This window comes from Bacillus sp. REN16 (assembly GCF_020731355.1).
Taxonomy (GTDB): Bacteria; Bacillota; Bacilli; order Bacillales; family Bacillaceae_L; genus Ferdinandcohnia.
The window spans coordinates 187,292-208,921 of the sequence record NZ_JAJFZK010000007.1 but is presented as its reverse complement, the minus strand read 5'-3'; the positions used below and the strand labels follow the sequence as shown (position 1 = coordinate 208,921).

21 protein-coding genes are annotated in these 21,630 nt (G+C 37.0%); 15 read left to right on the top strand and 6 right to left on the bottom strand.

Annotation, left to right across the window (positions count from 1 at the left end):
- Positions 1 to 114: 114 nt before the first annotated feature.
- Positions 115 to 1,074, top strand: coding sequence for an NAD(P)H-dependent flavin oxidoreductase (locus LKW28_RS11785; protein WP_229140559.1), 960 nt, complete (start codon positions 115 to 117; stop codon positions 1,072 to 1,074).
- Between the two features lie 11 nt (positions 1,075 to 1,085).
- Entirely contained in the window at positions 1,086 to 1,349 is a 264-nt protein-coding gene (locus tag LKW28_RS11780) for a UPF0223 family protein (protein ID WP_229140558.1), read from the top strand.
- Between the two features lie 143 nt (positions 1,350 to 1,492).
- Here the strand turns inward: LKW28_RS11780 and LKW28_RS11775 are convergent, their stop codons facing one another.
- Positions 1,493 to 2,128 carry a YktB family protein gene (locus LKW28_RS11775; RefSeq protein WP_229140557.1) on the bottom strand — a complete coding sequence of 212 codons (636 nt, stop codon included), beginning with the start codon at positions 2,126 to 2,128 and terminating at the stop codon, positions 1,493 to 1,495.
- Positions 2,129 to 2,395: 267 nt separating this feature from the next.
- On the opposite strand from LKW28_RS11775, the gene LKW28_RS11770 reads away from it, so the two are divergent.
- A complete protein-coding gene (locus tag LKW28_RS11770; RefSeq protein WP_229140556.1) occupies positions 2,396 to 2,584 on the top strand; it encodes a hypothetical protein in 189 nt (62 codons plus the stop codon).
- A 132-nt stretch (positions 2,585 to 2,716) separates the two neighbouring features.
- Positions 2,717 to 3,511: an inositol monophosphatase family protein gene (locus LKW28_RS11765; RefSeq protein WP_229140555.1), complete on the top strand. Its 795-nt coding sequence runs from the start codon at positions 2,717 to 2,719 to the stop codon at positions 3,509 to 3,511.
- Positions 3,512 to 3,557: 46 nt separating this feature from the next.
- On the opposite strand, the gene LKW28_RS11760 is transcribed toward LKW28_RS11765, so the two are convergent.
- Positions 3,558 to 3,743 carry a YlaF family protein gene (locus LKW28_RS11760; RefSeq protein ID WP_229140554.1) on the bottom strand — a complete coding sequence of 62 codons (186 nt, stop codon included), beginning with the start codon at positions 3,741 to 3,743 and terminating at the stop codon, positions 3,558 to 3,560.
- A gap of 281 nt (positions 3,744 to 4,024) precedes the next feature.
- Between LKW28_RS11760 and typA the strand changes: the two genes are divergently transcribed.
- The 3 genes from typA (at position 4,025) to LKW28_RS11745 (ending at position 6,537) form a co-directional block, all read left to right on the top strand.
- Positions 4,025 to 5,866 (top strand): translational GTPase TypA, encoded by a 1,842-nt coding sequence (gene typA / locus LKW28_RS11755; RefSeq protein WP_229140553.1) that lies wholly within the window; start codon positions 4,025 to 4,027, stop codon positions 5,864 to 5,866.
- A gap of 69 nt (positions 5,867 to 5,935) precedes the next feature.
- The gene (locus LKW28_RS11750) at positions 5,936 to 6,241 is read left to right on the top strand and encodes a YlaH-like family protein (protein WP_420708866.1); all 306 of its coding nucleotides are present in this window, start codon (positions 5,936 to 5,938) and stop codon (positions 6,239 to 6,241) included.
- Positions 6,242 to 6,252: 11 nt separating this feature from the next.
- A complete protein-coding gene (locus LKW28_RS11745) occupies positions 6,253 to 6,537 on the top strand; it encodes a hypothetical protein (RefSeq protein WP_229140552.1) in 285 nt (94 codons plus the stop codon).
- 37 nt (positions 6,538 to 6,574) lie between these two features.
- Here LKW28_RS11745 and LKW28_RS11740 read toward each other — a convergent pair whose 3' ends face one another.
- Both LKW28_RS11740 and LKW28_RS11735 read right to left on the bottom strand, forming a co-directional pair.
- The gene (locus LKW28_RS11740; protein WP_229140551.1) at positions 6,575 to 6,778 is read right to left on the bottom strand and encodes a YlaI family protein; all 204 of its coding nucleotides are present in this window, start codon (positions 6,776 to 6,778) and stop codon (positions 6,575 to 6,577) included.
- A 305-nt stretch (positions 6,779 to 7,083) separates the two neighbouring features.
- Complete coding sequence (locus LKW28_RS11735; RefSeq protein WP_229140550.1) at positions 7,084 to 7,698, bottom strand: YhcN/YlaJ family sporulation lipoprotein; 615 nt, start codon at positions 7,696 to 7,698, stop codon at positions 7,084 to 7,086.
- Between the two features lie 204 nt (positions 7,699 to 7,902).
- Here LKW28_RS11735 and LKW28_RS11730 point away from each other — a divergent pair, with 204 nt between their 5' ends.
- Complete coding sequence (locus tag LKW28_RS11730) at positions 7,903 to 9,231, top strand: PhoH family protein (RefSeq protein WP_229140549.1); 1,329 nt, start codon at positions 7,903 to 7,905, stop codon at positions 9,229 to 9,231.
- A gap of 59 nt (positions 9,232 to 9,290) precedes the next feature.
- On the opposite strand, the gene LKW28_RS11725 is transcribed toward LKW28_RS11730, so the two are convergent.
- The gene (locus LKW28_RS11725) at positions 9,291 to 9,788 is read right to left on the bottom strand and encodes a peptidyl-prolyl cis-trans isomerase (protein WP_229140548.1); all 498 of its coding nucleotides are present in this window, start codon (positions 9,786 to 9,788) and stop codon (positions 9,291 to 9,293) included.
- Positions 9,789 to 10,008: 220 nt separating this feature from the next.
- Between LKW28_RS11725 and LKW28_RS11720 the strand changes: the two genes are divergently transcribed.
- The 3 genes from LKW28_RS11720 (at position 10,009) to pyc (ending at position 15,263) form a co-directional block, all read left to right on the top strand.
- Positions 10,009 to 10,290 (top strand): YlaN family protein, encoded by a 282-nt coding sequence (locus LKW28_RS11720; RefSeq protein WP_229140547.1) that lies wholly within the window; start codon positions 10,009 to 10,011, stop codon positions 10,288 to 10,290.
- A 246-nt stretch (positions 10,291 to 10,536) separates the two neighbouring features.
- Positions 10,537 to 11,751 (top strand): putative lipid II flippase FtsW, encoded by a 1,215-nt coding sequence (gene ftsW, locus LKW28_RS11715; protein ID WP_229140546.1) that lies wholly within the window; start codon positions 10,537 to 10,539, stop codon positions 11,749 to 11,751.
- Positions 11,752 to 11,822: 71 nt separating this feature from the next.
- Positions 11,823 to 15,263, top strand: a complete 3,441-nt coding sequence (gene pyc / locus LKW28_RS11710; RefSeq protein WP_229140545.1) for a pyruvate carboxylase — start codon at positions 11,823 to 11,825, stop codon at positions 15,261 to 15,263.
- An 85-nt stretch (positions 15,264 to 15,348) separates the two neighbouring features.
- Here the strand turns inward: pyc and LKW28_RS11705 are convergent, their stop codons facing one another.
- The gene (locus tag LKW28_RS11705) at positions 15,349 to 16,326 is read right to left on the bottom strand and encodes a COX15/CtaA family protein (protein ID WP_229140544.1); all 978 of its coding nucleotides are present in this window, start codon (positions 16,324 to 16,326) and stop codon (positions 15,349 to 15,351) included.
- 705 nt (positions 16,327 to 17,031) lie between these two features.
- On the opposite strand from LKW28_RS11705, the gene cyoE reads away from it, so the two are divergent.
- The 4 genes from cyoE to LKW28_RS11685 all read left to right on the top strand — a co-directional run bounded on the left by cyoE (position 17,032) and on the right by LKW28_RS11685 (position 21,629).
- Positions 17,032 to 17,928 (top strand): heme o synthase, encoded by an 897-nt coding sequence (gene cyoE, locus LKW28_RS11700; RefSeq protein WP_420708868.1) that lies wholly within the window; start codon positions 17,032 to 17,034, stop codon positions 17,926 to 17,928.
- A 106-nt stretch (positions 17,929 to 18,034) separates the two neighbouring features.
- Positions 18,035 to 19,102 carry a cytochrome c oxidase subunit II gene (coxB, locus tag LKW28_RS11695; protein ID WP_229140542.1) on the top strand — a complete coding sequence of 356 codons (1,068 nt, stop codon included), beginning with the start codon at positions 18,035 to 18,037 and terminating at the stop codon, positions 19,100 to 19,102.
- Positions 19,103 to 19,134: 32 nt separating this feature from the next.
- Positions 19,135 to 21,009: a cytochrome c oxidase subunit I gene (ctaD, locus tag LKW28_RS11690; RefSeq protein WP_420708865.1), complete on the top strand. Its 1,875-nt coding sequence runs from the start codon at positions 19,135 to 19,137 to the stop codon at positions 21,007 to 21,009.
- On the top strand, positions 21,009 to 21,629 hold the full coding sequence (locus LKW28_RS11685; protein WP_229140541.1) for a cytochrome (ubi)quinol oxidase subunit III: 621 nt from the start codon (positions 21,009 to 21,011) through the stop codon (positions 21,627 to 21,629). The genes ctaD and LKW28_RS11685 overlap by 1 nt, the downstream gene beginning before the upstream one ends.
- Position 21,630 lies beyond the last annotated feature (1 nt).

Below are 21,630 nucleotides of genomic sequence, written 5' to 3'. Positions count from 1 at the left end.
TTGGATTGTTAAACTTTGCTGTATCTTAGTTAAGGATCAAGTAAGCAAAAAACAATAAAAAAAAGGAATATTGGGCAGTTATCACGAAATGGATATTTGAAAGGTGGGAGTTATATGAATTGGGAAACAAAGGTTTCGTCTTTATTAGGTATTCAATATCCAATTATTCAGGGAGGACTTGCTTACTTAGCTTATTCCGATCTTGCAGCAGCTGTTTCAAATGCAGGAGGACTTGGTCAAATAACTGCAATGTCACTTAGAACACCAGATGAGCTACGGAATGAAATTAAAAAAGTAAAAAAACTTACAAAGAACCCATTTGGGGTTAATTATGCGATAGGACAACACGGAAGGCCGTTTTCAGACATGCTTGAAGTAGCAATTGAGGAGGAAGTCCCTGTAATTACAATGACTGGTGGAAATCCTGCTCCAATTTTTGAACAATTAAAAGGAATAAATACAAAGAAACTTGTTCTTGTTGCAGCTAGAAGGCAAGCGGAAAAAGCGGAGGAATTAGGAGCGGACGCTGTGATGGTTGTTGGTCAAGAGGGCGGAGGGCACCTGGGTAGACAGGATATTGGATCAATGGTGCTTATTCCACAGGTTGTCGATGCAGTATCGATTCCAGTAATTGCTTCTGGAGGTATTGGTGATGGTCGCGGATTAATGGCAGCCTTAAGCTTAGGGGCTGAAGGAATCGAAATGGGAACTCGCTTTATCGCCACAAAAGAATGTGTTCATGCCCATCAGGCCTATAAAGAAGCATTGATTAATGGGACTGAAAATGATACGGTCGTGATTAAACGATCCCTTGGAGCACCTGGTCGAGTGATTTCAAATAAATGGACCTCAAAGATTCTTCAGCTAGAAGAAGCAAACAGCGGATATGAAGGATTAAAGGAATACATTAGTGGTCAAGCTAATATGAGCTACATTTATGATGGAAAAGTAGATGGAGGATATGCTTGGGCTGGACAGGTCATGGGGCTCATTAAGGATGTACCATCAGTTGCAGATCTATTTGATCGAATAATCTCCGATGCGGAGGCAATCAGGAATAAGTGGAGTGAATAGAGGTGAGGTAGTTGGATTATCAATATCCAGTTTCATTAGATTGGAGTACAGATGAAGTAGTTGATGTAATTGCCTTTTTTGAATGCGTTGAAAAGGCATATGAGAAGGGAATTGCAAGAGATAAAATGATGCAGGCATATAAACGTTTTAAAGAAATTGTTCCAAGCAAATCTGAGGAGAAACAGATTTGTGGTGAATTTGAGGAAATGAGCGGATATTCTCCATACCGTGTGATCCAAAAAGCAAAAGAAAATACAGAAAAGATTAAAATGTAAAATTATTCAGTTGGTGTGCATACCCCAACTGAATAATTTTACAGCCTCCGGCGGTTGCCATAGATTTTTAAAAGGATGTCTATTATAAATAGGACATCCTTTTTTACGTATAAGCTTGCCGAAAAATGCATATATCTTGAAACTTATTTTGAACTTTTTTGCGCTAACTGGTATAATGGTATTAACTTTCTGAAAGTTCCATCAATTACTCGTACTAACTCTTCTGGTTTCATATCAATTATTTCATCTCGGGGAATGTTAATTCCACAAAGTATTTCAGCCTTTTTGACAGTTTGGAGTCTTGTAAACATCGCTTCAAGCTTTTGTTCATCTAATTCATGATGGTTAATTGTTTCCGGTTTTGTGTGATCGACTGACCATAGAAAATGGTGAGGGGTATCCTCTTTAATTTTTTCCGAGTGCTCCAACAAAATCTTTCCAAACCCAGCTTTAATCGGTGCCTCATAAATCACTGCAAACCAGACAAAGAGGTGTGTATTCCATAGTCCGATTTGGAAATGGGGCAGCATTTTATATCCCCGCTTATTATTGGCAAAAGCAACCCAGGTATCTTTAGGTGGATTAATTGTCCTTCTCGCATGTTTTGCCACATGTGCAAACATCTCGTCTCCTGTAAGGCTTGAGAGTGTGGGTGCAAAATGATTACCTAAATCCTCTAATTTAGGTCGAACATGTGTAATTAGGGCATCCATTCGGTTTTCAAGTCCATCTATTGTAAATACGTCAAAGTCATCATTTGTAAACCCTGTAAAAGTCATTTTATGTATCCTCCTATTGATATTCCTATTCATATTTTAACAAAAAGTTAAGAAATTCTAAACTAGACTGCTTTAACTTTATTCAACAGAAGTTCTCCATAATTTGGGGATGAATGTAAGAAGCGTATTGGATATTAGAGTTACGGCTTATCTAGGTATACGCACATATTTGTTACAATGCTCCAGTTTTTTCATAAGTTAAGAGTAACAAGTGAAAAAGTCAATAAGGGATAGTGATGATTGAAATAGAGGAAAGGGGTGCGGAAATTGAAACAAGTGATTAATGATTTAAAGCGAAAAGACGGAGAGAAACGCTTGGCAGTGTTACGTTTAGAAGTAGATTATGAATTAGCAACCCTTTATGATGCGATGAATGAAAATGACGAGATGAAAAAGGCTGAATGCAAAAAGAAACTACAGAGATTAAGTAAAGAAATCATAAAATTAGAGGCATAAAATGCGTAATGGCGAACCAATTTTGGTTCGCTTTCCTTATTGCTTGCTTTTCTGTAAATAAGTAAAGTAAGCTTTTAAAGAGTAATACTTAGCGTATACTATCTTGTGAGATAAAAAAGTGAGGTACATACAATGGTAAATTGGAATGAAATAGATTCTTTTGCAAAACAATGGATCAGGGAAGCTGGTAAACGAATAAGAGATTCATTTCAAGAAAAGCTTGTTGTGGAGACTAAATCAAATCCAGATGATCTTGTAACAAATATGGATAAAGAAACTGAGCAGTTTTTTATCGAAAAAATCCATGGAACCTATCCATCACACCAAATTCTTGGAGAGGAAGGATTTGGGGATCAAATCCAGTCATTGAAAGGGATTACATGGATAATCGATCCAATTGATGGTACCATGAATTTTGTTCATCAACAGCGCCATTTTGCAATTTCAGTTGCAGTATACGAGGAAGGGGTAGGGCAAATCGGTCTTATTTACGATGTCGTGCATGATGAACTCTATCACGCACGAAAAGGACAAGGTGCCTATTTTAACTCAACGAAAATTGAACCTTTAGGTGAGGTCCCTCTTGAAAAAGCGATATTTGCCATAAATGCAACCTGGGTAACCGAAAATAAACGAATTGATCCGAAAATTTTGATTCCGATAGTAAATAGCGTTCGTGGAACACGTTCTTATGGTTCAGCGGCTTTGGAACTAGCCTATCTTGTAACAGGCAGAATCGATATATATATAACAATGCGCCTTTCACCTTGGGATTTTGCAGCGGGTGTAGTGCTTTTAAATGAGGTAGGCGGGGTTATCTCTACACTAGATGGAGAGCCGCTAAACTTTTTAAAAGAGAATAGTGTATTTGTAGCTAGACCCAATTTACATAAAGAAATTTTTACCAAATTTTTAAAAAGAAAATAGTAACCAAATGCGATGAAGCTTAAAAATAAAGCGTGGGAAGGCAGAGCTAAATTCTGCCATTCTCACGCATTTTTTTCTTTGTCGTAAATCCTAAACCTGTCACAATAATTACTGCAATAATAGACAGAATAATACCTAACATACTTCTTTCAGCTATCGATACTCCAATTAACATAATACAGACAGCTGTGGCAATCGCAAAGAGAAGCATTGGGATATTCACGTTTTTCATAGAGATTGACCCCTTTCCATAATTTATTTTACAGATAAATATATATTATTTCTACTCTTTGGTATATAATATTTTAGTTGCAGCTTTTTTAAAAAGTAAAAAAATGTAAATGGTGATTAATTTTTATTTTGTCTAGCTCCAGGCGCCATCGGCTCGCGGGTCTAGCCAATCGCTTCGGAAGGTAAAATACACCTTCTGTCAGCGCTCGTCTTATGCTTGTCACCGATAGGCGGGCGCCTTGCGCTTTTCTAATTTAATCTGATAATAGGAGATGTGAAATCGTGACAACACGTAATGACTTACGAAATATAGCAATTATTGCTCACGTTGACCATGGTAAAACAACACTTGTAGACACAATGCTTCATCAATCAGGAACTTTCCGTACTAATGAACATGTAGAAGAACGTGCAATGGACTCAAACGACATTGAACGTGAACGTGGTATCACAATACTTGCCAAAAATACGGCAATTAATTATAAGGATACCCGCATTAATATTATGGATACTCCCGGACATGCTGACTTTGGTGGAGAAGTTGAACGTATCATGAAAATGGTTGATGGCGTACTATTAGTCGTCGACGCATATGAAGGCTGTATGCCGCAAACTCGGTTTGTATTGAAAAAGGCATTGGAGCAAAATCTTAGACCAATCGTGGTTGTAAATAAAATTGACCGTGACTTTGCTCGACCAGAGGAAGTAATCGATGAAGTAATCGACTTATTTATCGAGCTAGACGCATCTGAAGAACAATTAGAGTTTCCGGTCGTCTATGCTTCAGCACTTAATGGAACAGCAAGTACAGACCCTCATCAACAGGATGAGAATATGGAAGCATTATTCGACTGTATCATTGAAAATATTCCTGCTCCTGTTGATAATAGCGAAGAGCCTTTACAATTCCAGGTAGCCTTACTTGATTATAATGACTATGTTGGACGAATTGGAATCGGACGTGTATTCAGAGGAACGATGCATGTTGGACAACAAGTTGCTTTAATGAAATTAGATGGCAGTGTGAAACAATTCCGTTTAACAAAAATCTTTGGTTTCTCAGGATTAAAGCGAATTGAAATCCAGGAAGCAAAAGCTGGAGATCTAGTTGCGGTATCAGGTATGGAGGCTATCAATGTCGGGGAAACAGTTTGTCCAATCGACCACCAAGATGCCTTACCAGTTCTTCATATCGATGAGCCTACATTACAAATGACATTTTTAGTAAATAACAGTCCGTTTGCTGGACGTGAAGGGAAATATATAACTTCTCGTAAAATTGAAGAACGCTTGCGTGCACAGCTTCAAACCGATGTAAGCTTACGCGTTGATAATACGGATTCTCCGGATGCGTGGATTGTTTCAGGACGTGGAGAACTTCACTTATCAATATTAATTGAAAATATGCGTCGTGAAGGCTATGAGCTTCAAGTGTCTAAGCCAGAAGTTATTGTAAGAGAAATCGACGGAGTTCGTTGTGAACCAGTTGAACGTGTGCAAATCGATGTACCTGAAGAACATACTGGTTCCATCATGGAATCAATTGGTGCACGAAAAGGTGAAATGTTAGATATGATTAATAATGGTAATGGCCAAGTCCGACTTATTTTTATGGTGCCTGCACGTGGACTTATTGGATACACTACTGAATTTTTAACCTTAACAAGAGGTTTTGGGATCCTAAATCATACTTTTGATAGTTATAAACCAATGGCTCATGGCCAAGTTGGCGGACGCAGACAAGGCGTTCTAGTTTCAATGGAATCAGGAAAAGCAACCGGGTACGGGATTATGGGTGTTGAGGACCGAGGAACGATTTTTGTTGAGCCTGGAACTGAAGTTTATGAAGGTATGATTGTTGGAGAACATACTCGTGAAAATGATTTAACGGTTAATATCGTTAAAGCAAAACAAATGACAAACATGCGTTCTGCAAACAAGGATCAAACGACAACAATGAAAAAGCCACGTATTATGTCTCTAGAAGAATCACTTGAATACTTAAACGATGATGAGTATTGTGAGGTTACACCAGAATCCATCCGTTTACGTAAAAAGGTTCTCGATAAAAATGAACGTGAAAAAACAGCAAAACGAAAAAAACTTGCCGAAGTGAATCATTAAGGTTGTGAAGCTTGTCTCTTTCTGATACTTTAATGATAGTTAGTGTCAGAAAGAGGGGTATGAATAGTTATGGATGTCTATGAACATATGTGGCCGATTGCAAAAACAATCTATACATCGACAACTCCAAATGTCGGTTCAAATATATTGTACATTGTAATCTTACTCCTAACGATTCTTGTGTTTCGATTGGGATTTGCAAAAAAATTGCCTTTGTTAAAAAATATTGTCATTTATGTATGTCTTGCTCTAGGCTGTACAATTTTAACGTTTTTAGGTGCATTCTTACCAATCTCAGAAGGATTAGCGATTACCGCTGCTATTTTAATTATTTATAAAATTCGCCTTCACCAAACAAAAAAAAGTGAAGCGTAGGAGGTAATCTGATGAAATCCCTGCAGGATGCAATTTATAATTGGTTAACGATCAAAATTGTGGCTGAAGCCAGACCTGATGATAAAGCAGCAAAGGATACATGCGATCTTTTTGAGGATATTTTAGTTAATGAGTTTAAGTTTCAGGATATTGATGTTCAAAAAGATGATGTCATGTATTTTGTAAAGTATACGATTGATGGAGAAGAAAAAAGTGCACGATTTCCAATTGAGTTAATCGAGGTTATGCATGATCAAATTCAAGAACATCCTGAGAGATATCAAAATTACGAATAATACAAAAAAGCCGAGCATATATGTTCGGCTTTTTTGTTTACCACCAATCGTCGTCGGTTTTCTTCTTGCGGTATAGCTTAAATTTATTTGTTGCAATTCGCTCATTTGTCCTTGTTTCAATACGATCATGGCAGTCCTGACACATATATGTATGGATTGGGCGATTTCTAAGTCGTTTAGCGAGGCTCGATTCGTCTTCAATATCCTCGATTTTATCACAAATTACACATTTTACTTTCATTTTATGAACCCCTCTTGTATAATCTTGTATCTATTTTTTTTATGTCTAACTCCAGGCGCCATCGGCTCTATGGTCTAGCCAATCGCAACGTAAGGCTAAAGTGCACCTTCTGTCAGCGCTTGTCTTATGCTTGACTTGCACAGGAAGTGCTGACATCGACGTTCGTCACAGGACGTGGCGGTAGTTAGTCGATGTTCCTCAATACTGCGCCTTGCGTTTTTCTTATTATACAACATTATTTACTTTTCTGACAAAAATCATTATAAAAAGGAGCATTGCAAGGGTATGCAATACTCCATTTCGATTTATCTATTTCCCATTTTATCATTTGACTGATCTTGCTGTTCCTTATCAAATTTTTGTTGTTCTTGCGGATTTAACTGTTTATCATTCGTTTTTGTTGGTTCTGTATTGTCATTATCAATTATATCACTCGGTATATCGGGAACCAATCGACCAACAATTTGTGCTAATTCATCCAAAACACCTGTAACAGGTCTTCCATCTTCAATATGTTTCTTCATTTGCTTCAACCGCTCATAAGTATCGGCATCTGCAATAACGATTGCATTTGCACCATGTGGGTCGTGCTGTAGACTTTCAGCGACCGAATATTTAATCGTTTGTACTCTCGACCGTTCCAGCTTAGAATCTACATCAATCCCAACGACTGCAAACTCTCCTAGTACAACGGCTGTCGCATCATTCACCTTAGGAACACTGCTAGCAAGTTCGACAAGATGACTCGCAATTTCCTGTCCTGTTTTTCTGTCAATATTATTATCGACTGTATTCTGAACCTTTACTCGTGTATCGTTGACATCTTCTCCAGCATTATTATTTGCACCGCAACCAGAAACAATAAATAGTATACTTGCGAACAGAAGGATATAAATATATCTCACCGTTTTGCCTCCCATCGTTCTATGTGTTTTCTTTTTTTATTGTTTAATTATTCTTCTATCTTTATTCATCCATACATATATTTTTATCAACGGTCGTCCTTACATGAACAAAAATGGGATTGACTAATATACTATAATAAAAAAATTTCATAAGAATGGATTTACCTGTTTCACTCCTAAAACAAAAAATTGAAACCCACTTGAGTAGGAGGCGTGATTTTGGGGAAAATTTATGTATTAGACACGAATGTATTACTGCAAGATCCCAGAGCAATATTTTCATTTGAAGATAATGAGGTTGTTATACCCGCAGTAGTGTTAGAAGAGGTAGACTCAAAAAAACGTTATATGGATGAAATAGGCAGAAACGCAAGACAGGTTTCAAAGCTAATAGATAATATGCGTCAAACAGGGAAGCTGCACGAGAAAATTCGCCTTGAAACAGGTGGTAGTCTAAGAATTGAATTAAATCACAGATCCTTTCATGAGCTACAAGAAATCTTTGTTGAAAAAACAAACGATAACCGCATCCTAGCGGTCGCCAAAAATCTTTCATTAGAAGAACAATCAAAGGAAAATGGAAAACAGGTGATTTTGGTTAGTAAGGATGCATTAGTGCGGGTAAAGGCTGATGCATTAGGATTACAATCTGAAGATTTTCTGAGTGACCGGGTTGTTGAGGTTGATCATATTTATTCTGGTTTTCTCGAGATTTATATAAACCGTAACCTTCTCGATCTTTTTTATGAAAAAGGAGAACTTCATGTAACAGAATTAGTCAATCACCCATTTTATCCAAATCAATTCATCCTCTTAAAAGACGCATTAGGTGGTTCTTCATCTGCTATTGGGGTAGTCGATAAGACAGGTAAAGTGGTGAGGAAACTTCATTTTAAACAGGATCATATTTGGGGGATTAAACCGAGAAATGTGCAACAAACAATGGCATTTGAGCTATTATTAAGAACAGATATTCCATTGGTGACGTTAATAGGCAAAGCGGGAACTGGCAAAACATTATTAGCACTTGCCGCTGGTCTCATGCAGACAGAAGATTTGGGACAATATAAAAAGCTTCTAGTCGCCCGCCCAATCGTGCCGGTCGGGAAAGATATTGGATTCTTACCTGGCGAAAAACAGGAAAAGCTTAGGCCGTGGATGCAGCCAATCTTTGATAATCTGGAATATTTGTTCAATACGAAAAAGCCCGGTGAATTAGACGCCATTTTAGCAGGAATGGGTTCAATTGAGGTGGAGGCTCTTACTTATATTCGAGGCAGAAGTATACCAGAGCAATTTATCATCATTGATGAGGCACAAAATTTAACCAAGCATGAAGTGAAGACGATTCTCACCCGAGTAGGGGAAAAGAGTAAAATCGTGTTTATGGGTGATACCGAACAAATTGACCATCCATACTTGGATGAATACAACAATGGATTAACATATGTGGTAGAGAAGTTTAAGGATCAAAAGATTGCAGGTCATATTCGATTAGTAAAAGGAGAAAGATCAGGTCTAGCACAATTAGCTGCTGATATTCTTTAATAAATGAAGCCTGACACCAATTCCTTAAAAAAGAGTCGGTGCCAGGCTCTATTCCCGTGTTATTCAATAATAAAACGGGTAACATTTTTTATTGGGTTATCACGATTGGATCCATCACCGAAATAAACATGGACAGGACCATCTTCACGTAAAGGCTTACCTTCTATGGAGAATCCAAGAACAGCTTCATATGCTTGACTGAGTGGAATAGTTGTTTCTTGATCGGTTTGCACGATTTTTAAGCTATTAGCATCCTCAAATGGTTCTGCATTTTTAATAAAATCTTCAAAAGGGATCCCAAATGTACCAGTTAATATTTGTTCCTTTAAAAACTTTTTCTCTGTCTTTAAAGTAGGGGGATATACCGCACCTTCACGAATTTCTCTATCCCAATGCTTTGAAACTGATTTAGTATATTCAGTTAAATCTTCTTTAATGTTTTGATCCGACTCGAAATATGTAAGTAGATCTACTCTGCGATCATCAAAAATCCACACACTTGGATCAAGTGTAATTTTATATTTTGTTTTACCTTCAATCATTATAATTGAGTTCATCATAATCATTCCTTTCACCCATATTATAGAGGTTTTAAAACGTAATAGGAAGTATCAGATCTTTTCTCATATATTCAAAAGCGATTAAATCAACTGTTTGTTAATGAAATCCAATTCAAAGAATAATAGTCTTATCTATTTATTCTTGCAATTTATTTGTATACAGGTTAATATTTATAGATAGGATTAGGTATAGCTTCGGAAACGGAGGGGTTATGAATTGACTTCAGAGATTTCGGTGAATCATCGTGAAAAAGCATTGTCTTTACTACAAGCGGATGCTGAAAAGATATTAAAACTTATTAAAGTTCAAATGGATAATTTAACAATGCCTCAATGTCCACTTTATGAAGAAGTACTTGATACGCAAATGTTCGGATTATCAAGGGAAATAGATTTTGCAGTAAGATTAGGATTGATAGAGGGGCTTGAAGGAAAAGAACTACTGTCCAAACTTGAGCGTGAATTATCCGTTCTTCATGAAGCTTCAACTCGAAAATAAGTTTTTATAGATAAATCAACTCAAATTATCCTGACCTGAGGGTAATTTGAGTTTTTTTATAAGATGGGTTTACAGCCTATCTTTTTTACAGTACTTTTATTAAAAAGGTTTTTCATGTTATCCATATTATTAACTGTATTTTTAGTATCTTGGAAGATTAGAAGAAAATGTAGGATTTTTACGATACATAACGAAAAAATATAGTACAATAAATAATAATATCCTATATTTTAGAGGAAGATGCCAATGCTTAAGAAAATTTTACAATCTTATGATTATACATTAGTTGTTGCTGTATTTCTGTTATGTTCATTTGGACTAGTCATGGTCTATAGTGCTAGCATGGTCATTGCCTCAGCTCCTAAGTTTGGAGAAAACCCATCCTTCTTTTTTGATAGACAAAAATTAGCATTACTCGTTGGTACAGCTGCATTTTTCTTTACCATGATTTTACCTTATAAAATATATGCATCCAAAAAAATACTTCTCACAATCGTTCTAGGATCAGTCGCTATGCTTTTATTAGTATTTGTTATTGGTCATACCGCAAATAATGCACAAAGTTGGATTATGGTGGGTGCAAGGGGGATACAGCCTTCAGAATTTACTAAACTGAGCGTGATTATCTATCTTGCTGCTGTTTATTCTAAAAAACAAGCCTATATCAACCAATTTGGAATAGCAGTAATGCCGCCAATAGCCTTTACCCTCTTTATATGTATGGCAGTAGCAATCCAGCCTGACTACGGAACAGCTTTTATTATAGGGCTAATTGCTTTATCTATTATTATTTGTTCAGGTATGAGCCTTAAAAGCCTTGGTAAACTAATGTTAGTCGGACTTGTTACCGCAGTACTTTTATCGCCGTTACTATACATACTATCAGGTGGGATTCTATCTGAGGGACGTATGGGGCGTTTCCTAGGATTTATGAATCCTTTTGAAGATGAAAAGAATGGCTATCAATTAGTTAACTCCTATATTGCTTTAGGTGCTGGAGGATGGAAGGGACTTGGGTTAGGGCAAAGCATTCAAAAGTTTAATTATCTCCCAGAAGCCCATACAGATTTCATTATGGCAATAATTGCAGAAGAATTAGGTTTATTTGGAGTCTTATTTGTATTATTATTGTTAGCATATATTGTTTTTCGAGGATTCCAAATTGCAAGAAAATGTACAGATCCGTTTGGAAGCTTACTTGCTATTGGTATTTCTTCAATGATCGCGATTCAAACCTTCATTAATTTGGGAGGTTTAACGGGATTAATTCCGATCACAGGGGTTACATTGCCATTTATTAGCTATGGAGGATCATCCCTATTGCTGCTAATGGCATCGATGGGAATTCTAATTAATGTTTCTATGTTTACAAACTATCATTCTATGTTTCGCACTAAAGAAAAACAACCGGAAAGCCAACCAGCGCGAACATTCCAAAAAAACTATGTCTCTTATAGATAAAAAAATCTATATGTTGATGATAAAATGTATTATAATTTTTAAAATGTTTCATTTTTAGAAGGAGGATTTATATGGACAAGCGCATCAAGAAGGTACTAGTTGCCAATCGAGGAGAAATTGCAATACGTGTTTTCAGGGCATGTACAGAGCTTCATATTCGTACTGTCGCTATCTATTCAAAGGAAGATGCGGGTTCTTTCCACCGTTATAAAGCGGATGAAGCTTATTTAGTTGGTGAAGGGAAGAAACCAATTGATGCATATTTGGATATCGAAGGAATTATAGAGATTGCAAAAGAAAACGATGTAGATGCTATTCATCCTGGATATGGATTTTTATCTGAGAATATTGATTTTGCAAGAAGATGTGAAGAAGAGAATATTATTTTCATCGGTCCGAAATCTTCACATTTAGATATGTTTGGCGACAAGGTAAAGGCGAGACATCAAGCTGAAAAAGCGGAAATACCAGTTATTCCTGGTAGTGATGGACCACTAAAGAGCTTGGAAGAGGCAGTACGATTTGGAGAAGACTACGGCTATCCTGTTATCATCAAGGCATCTCTTGGTGGAGGCGGACGTGGAATGCGGATTGTTCGTAATAAGGCTGGAATTAAGGAGTCGTACGAACGCGCTAAATCAGAAGCTAAGGCCGCATTCGGCAGTGATGAAGTATATATCGAAAAGCTCATTGAAAATCCAAAACATATTGAGGTTCAAATTATCGGTGATAGTCAAGGAAATATTGTCCATCTATATGAGCGTGATTGCTCTGTCCAAAGACGTCACCAAAAAGTGGTTGAAGTAGCACCAAGTGTATCTTTATCTGAACAATTACGCCAAGATATTTGTGATGCTGCGGTTAAGTTAATGAAAAAAGTTCAGTATTTAAATGCTGGAACTGTTGAATTCCTAGTAGCAAATGGTGAGTTCTACTTTATCGAGGTTAACCCGCGTGTACAGGTTGAACATACAATTACTGAAATGGTCACTGGGATTGATATCGTTCAAACACAAATCCAGGTTGCTGAGGGTCATTCCATACACAGTAACGACATTGGCATCCCAGCACAGGAAGATATCAAAACCCTTGGGTATGCAATTCAATCTCGTGTAACAACAGAAGATCCATTAAATAATTTTATGCCTGATACGGGTAAGATTAGCGCATATAGAAGCGGTGGCGGATTTGGTGTTCGTCTGGATGCAGGAAACGGATTCCAAGGTGCAGTTATTACACCGTATTATGATTCCTTATTAGTAAAACTATCAACACAAGCGTTGAGTTTTGAACAAGCTGCATCCAAAATGGTCAGAAACTTGAAGGAATTCAGAATCCGTGGAATAAAAACAAATATCCCTTTCTTAGAAAATGTTGTAAAGCATGAAAAGTTTTTATCAGGGGAATATGATACATCATTTATTGATTCATCACCTGAATTATTTATTTTCCCTAAACCAAAAGACCGCGGTACGAAGATGCTTTCCTATATTGGGACAGTAACGGTTAACGGTTTCCCGGGTGTTGAGAAGAAAAGAAAACCAGTTTTCGACAAGCCTTATACACCTAAAATAAGACATGATGAACCAGTTCCAGCTGGAACAAAGCAAATTCTGGATCAACATGGTCCGGAAGGAGTGGTGAACTGGGTTAAGGAACAAAAACAAGTTCTATTTACGGACACAACATTCCGTGATGCTCATCAATCACTACTTGCGACAAGATTTAGAACAAATGATATAAAACATATTGCAGACCCGACTGCTAGATTATTACCAGAGCTATTCTCACTAGAGATGTGGGGTGGAGCAACATTTGATGTGGCATACCGATTCTTAAATGAGGATCCTTGGGAGCGTCTTGCAACATTAAGAACACAGGCACCAAATATCCTATTCCAAATGCTGCTTCGTGCTTCAAATGCAGTTGGATATAAAAATTACCCAGATAATTTGATCCGTGAGTTCGTTAAAGAATCAGCTGAATCTGGTATTGATGTATTCCGTATCTTTGACAGCTTAAACTGGGTGAAAGGTATGACATTAGCGATTGATTCTGTTCGTAACAATGGAAAAATTGCTGAAGCTGCAATTTGCTACACTGGTGACATTAGTGATCCTACCCGTGGAAAATATGATTTAAAATATTACAAAGAGCTTGCAAAGGAACTTGAGCAATCAGGTGCACATTTACTTGGAATCAAAGATATGGCAGGATTGCTTAAGCCTCAAGCAGCATATGCGTTAATTTCTGAATTGAAGGAGACAGTATCGATTCCAATCCACCTCCATACGCATGATACAAGTGGTAATGGATTATTCACTTATGCGAAAGCGATTGAAGCGGGTGTAGACATTGTTGACGTTGCTGTAAGTTCTATGGCCGGTCTGACATCACAACCAAGTGCAAATTCATTATTATATGCTTTGGAGGGGACTGAACGAAAGCCAGATCTTTCTGTGACAGCATATGAGGAAATTGCACGTTACTGGGAAGGTGTTCGTAAATATTACCTTGATTTTGAAAGTGGTATGAATGCACCACATACAGAAATCTATCAGCACGAAATGCCAGGTGGTCAATATAGTAACCTTCAACAACAGGCGAAGGGTGTTGGCCTGGGTACTAGGTGGGAAGAAGTTAAAGAAATGTATCGTCGGGTAAATGATATGTTTGGCGATATTGTCAAAGTAACACCTTCTTCCAAAGTAGTAGGGGATATGGCACTTTACATGGTTCAAAATAATCTTACAGAAGATGATATATATGAAAGAGGAGAAACACTAGACTTCCCTGATTCGGTCGTTGAGCTATTTGAAGGGTATTTAGGTCAACCACATGGCGGCTTCCCAAGAGAACTTCAACGAATCATTTTAAAAGGACGGGAACCTATTACCGTTCGTCCTGGGGAATTACTGGAACCTGTTAATTTTGGCGAAGTGAAGGATACATTAACCCACAGCCTAAATCGTGATGTAACAAATAAAGATATGATTTCTTATGCGTTATATCCAAAGGTATTCATGGACTATCAAAAAATCTTTGAGCAATTTGGCAATATTTCAGTGTTAGATACACCTACTTTCCTTTACGGAATGAGACTTGGTGAGGAAATTGAAGTAGAAATTGAACAAGGGAAGACATTGATTGTTAAACTTGTATCAGTTGGTCAAGCTCAAGCAGATGGAACAAGAGTCGTATATTTTGAATTGAATGGTCAGCCTCGTGAAGTTATCGTTAAGGATACCAATATTAAATCAACTGTTGTTGCAAAGCTAAAGGCGGATCGTGATAACAAAAGCCATATTGGTGCAACAATGCCAGGAACAGTGATTAAAGTCTTAGTTGAAAAAGGCGAAAAGGTAAGTAAAGGGGACCATCTTATGATTACAGAAGCGATGAAGATGGAGACAACTGTTCAAGCACCATACGCAGGTGTAGTAAAGGATATTCATGTTGCAAATGGCGAGGCAATCCAAACAGGTGACCTATTGCTAGAAATCACGAAATAATAACAAAGAGCCCTAAAGACAAAACTTTAGGGCTCTTTTTATTCAAAAAAACCCCCAAGGATGAGTACCCTTGGGGGTTGATGTTTTATTGAACTGGTATGGTTTGATTTGGTTTAATTCGTTCCTCATTTGTGTTTTGTGCTTCTGCTATTAATGCTAATTCATTTTTCTTACTTCTTGAAGATAATAAAATGAAGTAACTTAAAACACCAAACAAACAAGCAATAAATAACGCATGAGCAAGTGCGATAAAAAGATTTAGTTTGGAGAAAACAATAACAGCTCCTGACATAACTTGTAACGAGATTAATCCCAGAACAATCATCCAACCATGATAGAGAACTTTTTCGTGCTTATAATGCTTAACGATACGAACTGCAAGCAACACTACCCAGATAAATAATATGCCTGCCAGCATTCTATGTCCCATCTGAACCCATTCATGCATTTGGGTAGGGAGGCCAATATTATTATATGAACATACCGGCCAATCCGGACATGCAAGAGAAGCACCAACATGTCGTACCAATGCTCCCGTATATACAACAACTAAACTGTAAATTGTAATTGCGTAAAACTGAATTCGTAGTTTTGGGGCAATCACCAGTGAATCAGCATCAAACTTTTTATCAACTTCAAAAATTAGTAAAGTTAACAATAGCACTGACGCAAAGGATATGAGCGAAATTCCGAAATGTAGAGCTAATACGATATCAGATTGTCCCCACTTAACAGCTGCTGCACCAATCAGTCCTTGTAAAACTAAGAAAAAGAAAGATATAAATGCTAAAAATTTTGTTTCTCTAATGTGACCGATTGCTTTCCATGCACAGATTGATAATGCAAGTACTAAGACCCCGACTACTCCGGAAACAACTCTATGACTTAGTTCAATGACCAATTCAAATGTTATTTCATCAGGAATCAACTGCCCGTGACAAAGTGGCCAAGAATCTCCGCAACCAGCACCAGATTCAGTTTTCGTTACAAGTGCACCACCGATTAAAACAAATAGCATACCGATTGTAGTTAGAACCGATAACCATTTTAATGAACGGCTCAAAAAATCACCTTCTTACTTTGATAAAACCTCTATTTTTTCTAGTATTCTTTTTATATTTCTGCGATATTCATCTTATCTAAATAATAGATAAAATTAAAAAGAAACGTTCTTCTCGATATTACACAATTTACGAATTCTTTACAACCCACCTAAATTTGAAAAAAATTTATTATTGTAGTAAAAAAGGTTGAATATTATGAAGGAGTTTGCTAGAAATAGATATGGGGAAAGAATTAAGTATCGACAAGTTCCCTAAATCATAGGATTAACACTATTATTATAGTGCAAATAGTAATTATATCGCGGTTTTGTCGCCACCTAAAGGTCACAAAAAAGTCATAAATTATTAACGAAATGTTCACAAAAAATCTTGAAAATGTGATTTAATATACAGAAAGGGTAGTTTTTAATATAATTTATACTATCTTCATCTTAGTAACCTTGTTAAGATAAAATTGTACACATTATACATACCTAAAAACCCGAAAACGCTTTATTTTTATTATTGCGTTTTTTAAGACTGAAATAAGTACAAGATGGTTAAAGAGTTTCATAACGGATTTACTTTTTGAAATACATAAAACCATGAGGTTGGAAATATTGTTGCATCCATGCAATGTTCATGTATGAGAAAGTATGGGTTGAAGAAAATAAGGAGGCATCACGATGACGACTACAAGGTCTGTACTTAGTACAGATAAAAAAATACAAAAGGAAGTACGTGATCAGGAATATCGAACTACTGCCTTTAAGGATTTCCTCGCACTAATTAAAATTGGGATTGTAAATTCCAATCTAATTACTGCTTTTACTGGTGTGTGGCTTGCTTTGTTTTTTACAGGAAAAAGCTTTTTACACGAAATAGACATCGTCTTGTATGTGCTTATTGGTTCTGCGCTAGTAATAGCTGGTTCTTGTGCGGTAAACAACTACTATGACAGAGATATTGATCATGTGATGGAACGTACTAAAGTACGTCCAACTGTAACTGGCAGAATTAATCCAAAACATGTTTTAGGATTGGGAATAATACTCATACTAATAGGAACTGGATTTCTGCTTCTCACAACAGTTACTGCTGCGGTCATTGGATTAATCGGTGTTTTTTCTTATATATTTTTATATACAATCTGGTCAAAGCGCAGATATACAATAAATACCGTAATCGGAAGTATATCAGGGGCTGTTCCTCCACTCATTGGGTGGGCAGCGATTGACCCGGACTTACACGTTTTAGCGTGGCTTTTGTTTTTTATTATGTTTATCTGGCAACCACCTCATTTTTTGGCATTAGCAATGAGGCGGGTTGAAGAATACCGTGCGGCAGGAGTTCCAATGCTGCCAGTTGTTCATGGGTTTGCAATGACTAAGAGACAAATTATGATTTGGATTCTTTGCTTGCTTCCACTTCCTTTTTATATGTTTTCTTTAGGCGGCCTGTTTGTTATAATCGCAACCCTCCTAAATATCGGATGGTTAGTCCTCGGAATTAAAGGATTTAAAATGAAGGACGATATCAAATGGGCAAAACAAATGTTTGTATACTCACTTAACTACTTAACGATTATGTTTGTAACAATGATTATCGTTACATTAGTCTAAGAGGGTTTCAAAATATAAATGATTCTTCTATTTAAATAGGGGGATTTAATATCTTTTTCATAAAGATAGCAGCAAAAAATAATTGAAAGAGGGGTTTGATGAAGCTATGAAAAAATGGCTATCAAAAGTGCGCTTATTTACTTTATTTAGTTTCATGGCGCTACTGTTAGCTGGGTGTGGGGAACCATTCGTTTCTGCACTTACTCCAGCAGGGGAAGTTGCAAAAATGCAATACGATCTAATGATTCTTGCTACACTAATCATGGTCATCGTAATGGCAGTTGTAGCAGTAATCTTTGTTATCGCCGTAGTCAAATTTAGACGTAATAAAGTTGGTGAGAATAAGATTCCAAAGCAAGTAGAGGGAAATCACACTTTAGAAATAATCTGGACTACTATTCCTATTCTGTTGCTTTTAATTCTTGCTGTTCCAACTGTTTCAGCTACTTTTAAATTAGCTGACGTTAAGGCCATGGACCAAGATGAAGATGCAGTTGTGGTAAATGTCACTGCAAATCTATACTGGTGGGAATTTGAATATCCTCGAGAAGGTATTGTAACTGCTCAGGAGCTAGTAGTTCCGATGGATGAAAAAGTTTATTTTAACCTGATAGCAGCAGATGTAAAGCACTCATTCTGGATTCCAGCTGCTGGCGGTAAATTAGACACGAATACAGATAACGTAAACAAATTCTGGTTAGAATTTGACTCTGAAAGTACTGAAAAAGCAGGTGGTTTACTATATGGTAAATGTGCTGAGCTTTGTGGCCCTTCACATGCTTTAATGGATTTCAAAGTAAAACCATTACCACGTGCTGAATATGATCAGTGGATTAACAGTATGGTAGCAGCTAAGGATGCAGAACACGTACCAGCAAATGATGTTGCAAAAGCAGGGGAAGAACTATTTACTACAAATGGCTGTATAAACTGTCATGCAATTAATCCTGGTGAAAAACGTCCAACTGCACCAAGTTTAGCTAACTTCGGTGATCGTTCAAGTATCGCTGGTAAATTAGAATTTAGTAAAGATCATCTAAAAGAATGGTTAAAAGATCCTGAATCAATTAAACCAGGTAACAAAATGTCTGGAACTTATGATAATAAAGGTTTATCTGACCAAGATTTAGACGCTTTAGCTGAATATTTAATGGGACTTAAAATTGAAGAATAATGTAATAGATTATTGAATAAGGAGGTCACATTGTGAGTACGTTAACTCAGAAAAAAGGGTTTGGTGCTACTTTATGGGATTTTTTAACTACGGTTGACCATAAAAAAATTGCTAAACTTTATATAATGGCTGGTGGGTTTTTCTTCCTGCTTGGTGGAATCGAAGCCCTTATTATTAGGATTCAGCTTGCTGTACCTGATAATAATTTTGTAACTGCTGGCTTTTTTAATGAAATCATAACAATGCATGGTACTACTATGATATTCTTGGCAGCCATGCCGCTTTTACTAGGATTTATGAATGCGGTCATGCCACTTCAAATTGGTGCACGTGACGTCGCGTTCCCTTTTATTAATGCTTTAGGTTTCTGGTTATTCTTCTTTGGAGGAGTATTCCTGAACTTAAGTTGGTTTATGGGTGGTGCACCTGATGCTGGGTGGACTTCATACGCTTCACTTGCCTTACATTCAGAAGGTCACGGTATTGATTTCTATGTACTGGGTCTTCAAATCTCAGGTATTGGTACTTTAATTGGTGGTATTAACTTCTTAGCAACCATTATCACAATGAGAGCACCTGGTATGACATATATGCGTATGCCATTATTCACATGGACTACATTTGTTGCATCAGCATTAATTCTTTTTGCATTCCCTCCATTAACAGTTGGATTGCTATTAATGATGTTTGACCGTATCTTTGGTACAGCATTCTTCGTTCCTTCAATGGGCGGAAACACAATTATTTGGGAGCATTTATTCTGGATCTTCGGTCACCCAGAAGTGTATATCTTAATTCTCCCAGCATTCGGTATTTTCTCTGAGATTTTTGCTACATTCTCAAGAAAGAGACTATTCGGATATTCATCAATGGTATTTGCAACAGTATTAATTGGTTTCTTAGGATTCATGGTGTGGGCTCACCACATGTTTACAACAGGTTTAGGACCAATTGCGAACTCAATTTTCGCGGTTGCAACAATGGCAATTGCAGTACCTACTGGTATTAAAATCTTTAACTGGCTCTTCACTATGTGGGGCGGTTCAATGAAATTTACAACACCTATGCTATATGCAGTTGCATTCATTCCATCTTTCATCATGGGTGGGGTAACTGGTGTTATGTTAGGTTCTGCACCTGCAGACTATCAATATCATGATACGTATTTCGTAGTTGCTCACTTCCACTATGTTATTGTTGGTGGGGTAGTATTGGCAGTATTCGCGGCTACTCACTACTGGTGGCCAAAAATGTTTGGTAAAATATTAAATGAAACATTAGGTAAAATCACCTTCTGGTTATTCTTAATTGGTTTCCATTTAACATTCTTTATCCAACATTTCCTTGGTCTAATGGGGATGCCACGTCGTGTGTTCACATTCTTGCCTAACCATGGTTGGGAACTTGGAAACTTAATCAGTTCAGTTGGTGCTGCATTCATGGCACTTGGGGTACTTGTACTTCTTTATAACGTTGTAGTTACATCTATTAAAGGAGAATATGTCTCAGGAGATGCATGGGGAGATGGCCGTACACTTGAGTGGGCAATTTCATCACCACCACCTGAATATAACTTTAAGCAGTTGCCACTAGTTCGTGGATTGGATGCTTTTTGGGTAGAAAAAATGCAAGGCAAAAAAGAAATGACTCCTGCTGAACCACTTGGAGACATCCATATGCCAAATAGTTCATTCTTACCTTTCACGATTTCTTTAGGACTATTTGTTGCAGCATTTGGTTTCTTACATCATCCAGATGGTGTAAGTTGGTCAGTTCCAGTTATGATCATTGGAGGAATCATTACTTTCGGTTCTATGTTCTTGCGTTCAATAATTGACGATCATGGATACCATATTCATAAAGCAGATTTAATGGACGATGATGATAAGAAAGGGGTTGAGGCATAATGCATGTAGAAGAAAAATTAACAGCTGAAACTTTTCCTGCTGAGCCTGAAAAAGCGACCCTTGAAGGAAAAAATAAATTTATCGGTTTCTGGCTTTTCCTTGGAGGCGAAACAGTTCTATTCGCTTCTCTATTTGCAACATATTTAGCATTAAATAAAAGTAACGGTACAGGACCATCAACACAGGACTTGTTTGAAATTCCACTTGCTTTTGCAATGACGATGATCCTTTTAACAAGTTCATTAACTAGTGTGTACGCGATGTACCATATGAAAAATTTTAATTTTAAAAAAATGCAGATCTGGTTAGGTCTAACTGTCCTACTTGGAGCAGCTTTCTTAGGATTAGAAATCTATGAGTTTCAGCATTATGTACATTTAGGTCATACTATCACAGGTAGTGCATTTGGTTCTGCATTCTATTTACTCGTTGGAACTCACGGTGCTCACGTACTATTCGGATTATGTTGGGCTCTTACCATTATGATTCGAAATGGCAATCGTGGATTAGATTTATATAACGCACCTAAGTTTTATGTCTTTAGCCTTTACTGGCACTTTATTGACGTAGTGTGGGTGTTCATCTTTACTGTTGTATATCTTATGGGAATGGTGGGATAAA

Excerpts from the sequence above, each read along its gene's own strand:
- LKW28_RS11750 (WP_420708866.1), top strand. The coding sequence starts at position 5,936 with ATGGATGTCTATGAACATATGTGGCCGATTGCAAAAACAATCTATACA.
- LKW28_RS11760 (WP_229140554.1), bottom strand. The coding sequence starts at position 3,743 with ATGAAAAACGTGAATATCCCAATGCTTCTCTTTGCGATTGCCACAGCT.
- LKW28_RS11775 (WP_229140557.1), bottom strand. The coding sequence starts at position 2,128 with ATGACTTTTACAGGGTTTACAAATGATGACTTTGACGTATTTACAATA.
- LKW28_RS11785 (WP_229140559.1), top strand. The coding sequence starts at position 115 with ATGAATTGGGAAACAAAGGTTTCGTCTTTATTAGGTATTCAATATCCA.
- LKW28_RS11765 (WP_229140555.1), top strand. The coding sequence starts at position 2,717 with ATGGTAAATTGGAATGAAATAGATTCTTTTGCAAAACAATGGATCAGG.
- LKW28_RS11745 (WP_229140552.1), top strand. The coding sequence starts at position 6,253 with ATGAAATCCCTGCAGGATGCAATTTATAATTGGTTAACGATCAAAATT.
- coxB (WP_229140542.1), top strand. The coding sequence starts at position 18,035 with ATGAAAAAATGGCTATCAAAAGTGCGCTTATTTACTTTATTTAGTTTC.
- ftsW (WP_229140546.1), top strand. The coding sequence starts at position 10,537 with ATGCTTAAGAAAATTTTACAATCTTATGATTATACATTAGTTGTTGCT.
- LKW28_RS11735 (WP_229140550.1), bottom strand. The coding sequence starts at position 7,698 with ATGGGAGGCAAAACGGTGAGATATATTTATATCCTTCTGTTCGCAAGT.
- LKW28_RS11685 (WP_229140541.1), top strand. The coding sequence starts at position 21,009 with ATGCATGTAGAAGAAAAATTAACAGCTGAAACTTTTCCTGCTGAGCCT.
- pyc (WP_229140545.1), top strand. The coding sequence starts at position 11,823 with ATGGACAAGCGCATCAAGAAGGTACTAGTTGCCAATCGAGGAGAAATT.
- LKW28_RS11740 (WP_229140551.1), bottom strand. The coding sequence starts at position 6,778 with ATGAAAGTAAAATGTGTAATTTGTGATAAAATCGAGGATATTGAAGAC.
- LKW28_RS11725 (WP_229140548.1), bottom strand. The coding sequence starts at position 9,788 with ATGAACTCAATTATAATGATTGAAGGTAAAACAAAATATAAAATTACA.